This window comes from Nostoc sp. (assembly GCF_036917655.1).
In the GTDB taxonomy this organism is placed as follows: domain Bacteria; phylum Cyanobacteriota; class Cyanobacteriia; order Cyanobacteriales; family Nostocaceae; genus Nostoc.
Genome location: NZ_JBALCY010000022.1, coordinates 24,727 through 32,461 on the forward strand (window position 1 = coordinate 24,727; position 7,735 = coordinate 32,461).

Genomic DNA, 7,735 nt, shown 5'->3' on the forward strand with positions numbered 1-7,735 from the left:
AACTAATCTTGCTTGGAACTAACATTATTTGTGAGAAAAACCAAAAAAATAGCAGGGTTTTATGCCTCCATACAGTAGCGCTTATTCTTTACTCGACTACTCAAAGATAAGTAATATTCTCAGAAAAAAACGCTACAAATTCCGATTTACTGTGGCTATGAAACAACAGTAAATCGGAATTTTTTAAATTTGAAAACCCTGATTAAACAAGAAACATTACGGGACTTAAACATTTTTGAGGGACAAACAAGCCTCAAAAATGTTTAAGTCCCGTTAGAGGTTTTACTACAAAAAACCGTCCCTCTCCGAATCGGAGCTACGGTGTACACACAAGTCGAAAAAAGCTCGATTTCTCATTTCTCCTTGTTCTCTCGTTCCCATGCAAAGCTAGGAATGGTTGATTAGAGGCTGCTGCCTCCAGTCAGATATTGAGTCAGAGACTCAATGAATGCATTCCTCATGCAGAGCATGGGAACGAGTCAAGCCTAATCAAGCTAGGTTTTTAGGACTTGTGTGTACACCGTAGCCGAATCGGAGAGAGATACACTTAAACGAAAGTTCAAGGCAGGGAGAGGTTTGTCGAACTCACATTTGTTTAGCCGCGACTTCCAGTCGTAAGTTACTCTGCTGCAAGATGTGAGTTGATCAAGTTTGTATAAAATAGGAGGATAAATTTGGCTGAGGTTTTTTATGAGTTCCCGCCGCATTCTCCAAGTTGGTGAATCTTATACTTTCAGCCGATATTTTGAATTGCCTTTCACGATTGATGATATTTTAGGCGAATTAAATTGCACTATTGAAAGGAAAAATCTCATATTACCCGAATCATCAGAAATTTTAGACATCCAATTTTTACAGCAGCAACTTCGGCGTAATTTCTCTCATATTGATTTAGTTAATGAAACTACTAGACGCGAAGCTTTAATTGGTCCAATTTTGTTTGAAGTATGCGATTTAACTAATCAGAGACTCAATATAGAATATTCTATTGCTGTCAACGACTATCTGAAAGGGACTCTCGACTACTATATTGCAGCACCTCAAAATTTATTAGTCATCGAAGCCAAGCAATCAGATTTAGTTAGAGGATTTACTGAACTCGCTATTGAATTAATAGCACTTGATCAATGGACTAAATCCACATCTGAACTTCTATATGGAGCAGTTACTACTGGTGAAGACTGGCGTTTTGGAGTTTACCATCGGGCAAATCGTCAAGTGACTCAAGACCAGAAACGCTATCAAATTCCAGAAGATTTATCGGTGCTTGTAAAAATTCTTGTAGGGATTATTTCCGGTTCATAAACTGGGGATTGGGGATTGGGGATTGGGGATTGAGGATTGGGGATTGAGGATTGGGGACGCGGAGAATAACCAATGCCCCATGCTCAATCCCTGTTCAGTCAATTCAACGCTCTTGAGTTGTCAGAAACTGACGCAAGCTCAACAAACTCAGCGTTTGACCCAAATTCAAGGGCAAAATTGAAATTCCTTCCAAGCGTGACTGCACCCAACCTTCTCCCCAGTACCATTCGTGGAACCCGTCAATGCCTCCGCTGAGTACCAAGCGGAGACAGTTGGATTTTACAACGTCTACTTGATGATGAATCGGGACTGGCCCAGTCCAGGTAGTAAACTGGAATCCTGGAAGCAGTTCTTCTGGCATTCCTGGCGCAAAGCGTTGTCCTAAGAGCCATTTTTCTAGTTGTACCGGATGCAGCAGACTGTCATGAATTGCATCAGTTGATGCTTCGATTTCGATCCGCAGTTGGCTTTGTTGAAAATTACCCAGCATTTTTCTAGGATTACCTAAAGGTGAGACATCACTATTTCTAATATTGCAAATACAATCACTGATTATTACGGCGTCACTTTTCTACCAGCAGAGAACTTAGAATAGGAAAAGTGAACTTGTTAAGAAATGTAAGGTTATTCATGGCGGATCAGTTAATTCGTGCAACAGCAGCCGAAGGTGGAATTCGTGCCGTAGGTGTGATCACCACACGTTTAACAGAAGAAGCACGGGAACGCCACAAGCTTTCCTATGTGGCAACAGCAGCACTGGGTCGGACTATGGCAGCGGGCTTGTTAATGGCTTCAAGTATGAAGCGAACTGGGTCAAGGGTCAATGTCCGGGTGAAGGGTGATGGGCCTTTAAGTGGCATATTGGTAGACGCAGGCTTAGATGGTACAGTCCGCGGATATGTGGGGAATCCATCTGTGGAATTGCCTCCCAATGCCAAAGGGAAGCTAGACGTTGGTGGTGCAGTAGGTGGTGGCTACCTCTACGTTGTGCGGGATATCGGTTATGGTTATCCTTACTCTAGTACGGTAGAACTAGTTTCTGGCGAAATTGGTGATGATGTAGCTCATTATCTGGTGAATTCCGAACAAACACCTTCGGCTTTAGTTTTAGGTGTGTTCGTGGGGGCAGATGGAGTAACGGCTGCTGGAGGATTACTGGTGCAAGTATTGCCCAAAGCTGCCAGAGACGAAGCCCTAGTAGAAACTTTGGAATCACGGGTCGCTAGTCTGGCAGGATTTACGCCATTGTTGCAAGCTGGGAAGAATTTGACTGAAATCTTTAACGACCTGTTGGGAGATATGGGACTGGAAATCTTTCCCGAACGGCAAATCCTGCGCTTCCACTGTGGTTGCTCTTTTGATCGCGTTTTGGGGGCACTGAAGATTTTGGGAGAAGCCGAACTGCAAGATATGATTGTTAAAGATGATGGTGCTGAAGCAACTTGCGAATTTTGCGGCAACGTTTACCAGGCAAGTAGTGATCAGTTAGCTCAACTAATTGCCGATTTGCAAGCTGAATCTACTGTTTCAGGATAAAGTATAAAATAGCACTGATTTTTGAGATTGCTAATGGTACTCTGTGGAGAGAGATAATCAAAAAAGTAGCTTTTTAATCACGAGAAAGCTACTATGGCAACAATGGAATTATCAACCTAAAACAGAGCGCTATTCAATTATTTTGGTGTGAGAGATGACAGAGCGGGATATTCCAGACAGTTGGTCTTCAGCCAGTGGAAGAGAGCCAGATCAAAACAAAAGATTATCCCGAACAGAACAATTCGGTGAAACTCAGCCATTTGATGTCCCAGCGACTGGTTCTACCTCCAAGTCAGTGAAGCGGCGAAAAAAAAACGATACCGTACCCCTACGGGGAAGCAAGCTACGCAAAGCGTCTCGTAGAGAAGGATTACCTATAAATAGTCATTCAGAAGAAACTGCCCAACTCAGCAAAAGTCCTAGTAAATTGCCACGCTGGATGAAAAGCTGGGTGTTGTGGTCAGTACTGCTAATGTTAATTCCCGGCAGTATAGGATTCTTGGCAATGGCAATGCTGCTGAAGTTGCCCGCTGCCCCTAATTGCCCCTCGATTTTCTGGCCCCTAGCTAGTGCTTCTGTGCGGCTACACTGCGCTCAGTTGGCAGCTTCTAAGCAGACAGTGAACGACCTATTGCAAGCGATCGCTCTAGTGAAGCAACTACCACAAAATCACCCGTTGCATGGAGAAATTGATCGTTTCATAGAAGAATGGTCGCGGGATATTTTGAAGCTAGCTGATCAAAGTTTCCAAACTGGGAATTTAGAGGAAGCGATCGCTACTGCTCAGAAAATACCCGAAGACGTAGCAGCTTATAAATTAGTCGATGAGCAAATTGGCAAATGGCGGTCAATTTGGTCAAAGGCAGAAGCCACATACAACGGTGCGATCGCCGAAGTAAAGGAACGGCGCTGGCAATCGGCCTTCATGTTATCCGCCAAAATGCTGCGCGTAGACAATCAATATTGGGCGGGTACTAAATACGACCAATTGAATCGTCTAATTGCCACAGCGCGGGAAGATGGCGATAAGTTAGGAAAAGCCGAAAGTTTAGCAAACAGCAAAGTTGTCGATAATTTATTAGAAGCTATCAAGTTAGCCGAGTCCATTGGGCAGGAAAGTTACATTTACCAAAAAGCTCAGGAAGCGATTCCCGCATTTGGACGCAAAATGCTGGAATTGGCACAGGCAAAACTAGACAAGCAGGATGCCGATGAAGCACTGAATATTGCTAGACAAATTCCCGAAAGTACGAAACTACAGGGCGAAACAGATGACTTTATCGCCATAGCTGACGCGAAAAGAAGTGCTTGGATCGGTAACGTTTCTGGTTTAGAGGCTGCGATCGCTCAAGCACAACAAATTGATCCTTCCAGACCAGTGTATAACGAAGCACAACAACTGATTGCTCGTTGGCAGTTGGAAATTGAAGATGTTGCCAATCTAGAAAAAGCGAGAATATTGGCTAGTCAGGGAACAGTCAATAATTTAACAGCAGCGATCGCTCAAGTGGAACTTATCCCTGCTAGTAATCCCAGGGCTACAGAAGCTAGGCAAGAGATAGGTCGCTGGCGTGGCCAAGTGGAGACAATTGAAGACCAACCTTACTTAGACCGCGCCGAACAGATCGCGGTATTCGACGATATTAACTCCTTGCAAGCTGCGATCGCCCAGGCCAGCGAAATTCGTAGAGGTCGTGCATTATATCCAGAAGCACGGAAAAAAATTCGTACTTGGATAGGAAAAATTCAGCGAATTCAAGACCAGCCTTACTTGGATCAGGCACAAGAACTGGCTCAGAGTGGAAATCTCACCGCCGCCATTAGCACAGCTCAACAAATTGCATCGTCGGGAAGGGCGCTTTCTGGGGAAGCAGAAGCTGCGATAAATGACTGGGAAGGGCAAATTCGCACCAGAGAAAACTGGAAAAAAGCCCAGGAAGTGGGAGCGGCTGGCACGCCAGAAGCCTTGGTTGAGGCAATACGGCTGGCAGATCGGGTTTCAAACAATAGCATCTTACGTATGGATGCGAATCAGGCTATTGACCAATGGAGTCAGCAATTGTTAGAAATAGCCCGCTCTCAAGGTCAGTCTGATATTGCCAGAGGGATTGAGATTGCTAAATCGATTCCACGTGGTAGTGCTGCTTACAGTGGAGCGCAAGAGCAAATTAAGACTTGGCAAGAATTTCTCAATCCTCAACCGGAACCTCAGCCTCAGCCGCAGGAGTCTCCACAATTACCACCATCAACAACTACTAATGGTCAGTGATCATCTATCACGGCAGTTTTCAAGTCAATAGACCACAGTGTGGCTACTCACTAAGCATCTGAATATCGCCAATAGTGAGCAGAATTGCTAATCACTAATCTTTATCCTCAGGTAAGACTCGGCAAGTTTTTAAGTTTCAAAAATTTTCCTTTTCTACTCCTTTTTTCATATAATTTTGGAGGCAATTATGATTTTATTTCGTTCTTTAGCAAAGATTTTAGTAGCGCTGGCACTGATATCAGTCATCCTACCTGATAGACCAGCCCAAGCAATAACCAGAGTTGGTAACAGCCGAGCTACCACCATCAAAGTTAATAAAAACAAACTTGCTGAGTCTAGAGTAGGTAACGGTATAACTATTGACCAAAAGCAACCAAGCCGTAAGATATCGGGTCATCTAGTTGGTAACGATTTCTTAAAGCGTTAAATTTTCTTACTTCAATGAAATAAGTCCGAAGCTATGACCAGAGGCAATGTAGGATTAAGCTTCTTAGCTTAACCAAATCTTCTAGTCATGGCTGGGTTTCTGGCAAGGGGATTTCTGCCGAACAGCTTGATGATGGTTTCAGCAAATTCTTTATTATCGTAAAACTCATGCATCAAAGTAATAGGTTGGGAATAAAGTTGATCGCTGGAAAAGATCGACTTCCAATCTAGTTCGGTGCTATCAACAACTCCAACTTTTTTCATCTCTTTGAGGAATTCATAAGCAATCAGCCCTTGACCGATGGCAGATGGATGAATGCCATCCAAACTAAATAGTCCACCTTGTCGTAGTCGCCCAGTAGTGTCTGCGTGGTAGTATTTGGTGTTGACTTGGGGATAGACAAACTTGAAGTATTCTGGAAATTCATACTGCACTTGTCCAGCATTTCGCTTGAAGGCAATTTGTTGTAAGGCATTGGCAAGATCAACAATGTGATAGCGTGGTTGCCGATACTGACTGTTCTTACTATCGACCAGTTTTCTGATTACTTTATTGTATGTGCGAATACAGTCATCAATGTAGAGGGCATCTTGTAGCGTCAGGTATAGGGTTCCAGTTTTTCTAACCGTATCCTCTTCAAAGGGGAAATAAGTGTAGTATTTGTAGTAATTTGAGGGTTTCTCCTCTCCTGGCACCTCAATTTCAGTGATTGAACCCACACCTTTTGCCAATGGCGCAATAGTTACAAGCGGTACTGTCGCAATGAAGACATTCCAATGGGAGTTGCTGTTACTTTGCATGATTTTATCGACACGATCAAGCAATTGTTGATATTCAGCCTCGAAATCCTTGGGATGCCACAGGTTCCATTGTTCTCTTACCTCACGGAATGATTCGGGCTTTTGACTTGGGTTTTTGAGAATCTGATCTGGGTCATTGGGAGTTTGATTAATTTCTAAACTAATCACAGTTCCCAGCGCATTATTTGCTCCTAACCAGAGAATTAAATTCTCAATTCCCTCTGGAGCGGTTGTATGATGGTGCTTCAACCAATCTAGTTGGCTAAAGTTGTCAAAAATAGGATTTAAAGACGGGTTGAGAACTTTAAGTGCAGTTCGATAGAAGGCAGCATTGGGCAGAGCCAAGAAACCAGGCTTGCCCTCTCCTTTGTCGTTACTAAGTTTAATTTGATACTTGCAAACATTGGGTGTTATCATCCAAGAATCAGCAATATCAAAGCCCTGAATTGCTACATTGGGGAAGAATTCAACTCCTCCTGGATAAGGCTGTTCAGCACTACCTCCTTGCCGTTCATAGTAATCTTCCGCTTCATCAAGTACACCCTCAAGAGTTGGCAATATGGTCAGCCAATCTAGGGCGTTGATATCTGAACCATATTTTTTCTCCAAACGCCGTAAAATCTTCTCAATATTGGCTGGTAGTCCACCCATTAACCATTCAGGATACAGGTATTCAGCACCAACTTTTAGCCCCATTGACTTAGCAATCAAAGTTGAAAAACAAAGGTCTGTCCGGGCTGCTGCCAAAGACATAAAGCCTTGAGAAATACTGTCACCAATTGTAAAGAGTTTCATTTACTGCCTTTAGAGTTATAGTTTTTTGCGTGCAAGTACCAAGGCGAAAGTCCTGATTCCCAGAGTATATTCGGAACTTCCCAATCGTAAGTTGACGCTTGGTGAAACCTTCCCTGGTATTAGACTAGACCAATTTGGAGCCAGAAACACTCATACTATTGAGTATATTTTAAAAAATTTTGATTGCTCATTTTCGAGGAGCGTATAAGGCAATACACTTGGGTTAAGAAAAATTGTAGCGACTGTCTTGAGTGTCGGCGAAGCCCAACAAATACCAATACGCTTGGGTTAAGGCTTGATCCTCCCTAACCCTCCTTTTTAACGAGGGAATTAGAGCAAGCCTTTTTAAGGCAGGGCTGTTTCATTCGATCAGGAGTTAGGATTTGTTAATATTATTAGCGATGATTTTTGGGACAGAAGTGATGGAAAACCTACATTTCAACCCAGGAAAATCAAAGCGATCGCTAAAAATAACCCCCAATGCCCGCAAAATCCCACTGCCTTCAGGCGTGGGGTGCGATTCGTTCACTCGAAATGAGTAGAAATATTCAGGGATGAGTGACATTTGAGAGATAACCCTAATGGGTTGAGTTCGCACTTTAA

General features: G+C 43.3%; 7 protein-coding genes. 4 read left to right on the plus strand and 3 right to left on the minus strand.

All coding sequences use genetic code 11. The annotated features are described in order from the left end of the window. The first annotated feature begins 690 nt into the window (after positions 1 to 690). A complete protein-coding gene (locus V7K30_RS10785; RefSeq protein WP_334999036.1) occupies positions 691 to 1,305 on the plus strand; it encodes a hypothetical protein in 615 nt (204 codons plus the stop codon). Positions 1,306 to 1,408: 103 nt separating this feature from the next. Here V7K30_RS10785 and V7K30_RS10790 read toward each other — a convergent pair whose 3' ends face one another. Further along, positions 1,409 to 1,795 carry a hypothetical protein gene (locus V7K30_RS10790; RefSeq protein ID WP_334999037.1) on the minus strand — a complete coding sequence of 129 codons (387 nt, stop codon included), beginning with the start codon at positions 1,793 to 1,795 and terminating at the stop codon, positions 1,409 to 1,411. A 140-nt stretch (positions 1,796 to 1,935) separates the two neighbouring features. Between V7K30_RS10790 and hslO the strand changes: the two genes are divergently transcribed. The 3 genes from hslO (at position 1,936) to V7K30_RS10805 (ending at position 5,537) form a co-directional block, all read left to right on the plus strand. Further along, positions 1,936 to 2,841, plus strand: a complete 906-nt coding sequence (hslO, locus tag V7K30_RS10795; protein WP_334999038.1) for an Hsp33 family molecular chaperone HslO — start codon at positions 1,936 to 1,938, stop codon at positions 2,839 to 2,841. A gap of 154 nt (positions 2,842 to 2,995) precedes the next feature. Then, a complete protein-coding gene (locus tag V7K30_RS10800) occupies positions 2,996 to 5,110 on the plus strand; it encodes a chromosome segregation ATPase (RefSeq protein ID WP_334999039.1) in 2,115 nt (704 codons plus the stop codon). Between the two features lie 187 nt (positions 5,111 to 5,297). Then, complete coding sequence (locus tag V7K30_RS10805) at positions 5,298 to 5,537, plus strand: hypothetical protein (protein ID WP_334999040.1); 240 nt, start codon at positions 5,298 to 5,300, stop codon at positions 5,535 to 5,537. 68 nt (positions 5,538 to 5,605) lie between these two features. On the opposite strand, the gene V7K30_RS10810 is transcribed toward V7K30_RS10805, so the two are convergent. Both V7K30_RS10810 and V7K30_RS10815 read right to left on the minus strand, forming a co-directional pair. Continuing rightward, on the minus strand, positions 5,606 to 7,132 hold the full coding sequence (locus V7K30_RS10810; RefSeq protein WP_334999041.1) for a hypothetical protein: 1,527 nt from the start codon (positions 7,130 to 7,132) through the stop codon (positions 5,606 to 5,608). 376 nt (positions 7,133 to 7,508) lie between these two features. Then, a partial coding sequence (locus tag V7K30_RS10815; protein ID WP_334999042.1) for a hypothetical protein occupies positions 7,509 to 7,735 on the minus strand: 227 nt, incomplete at its 5' end.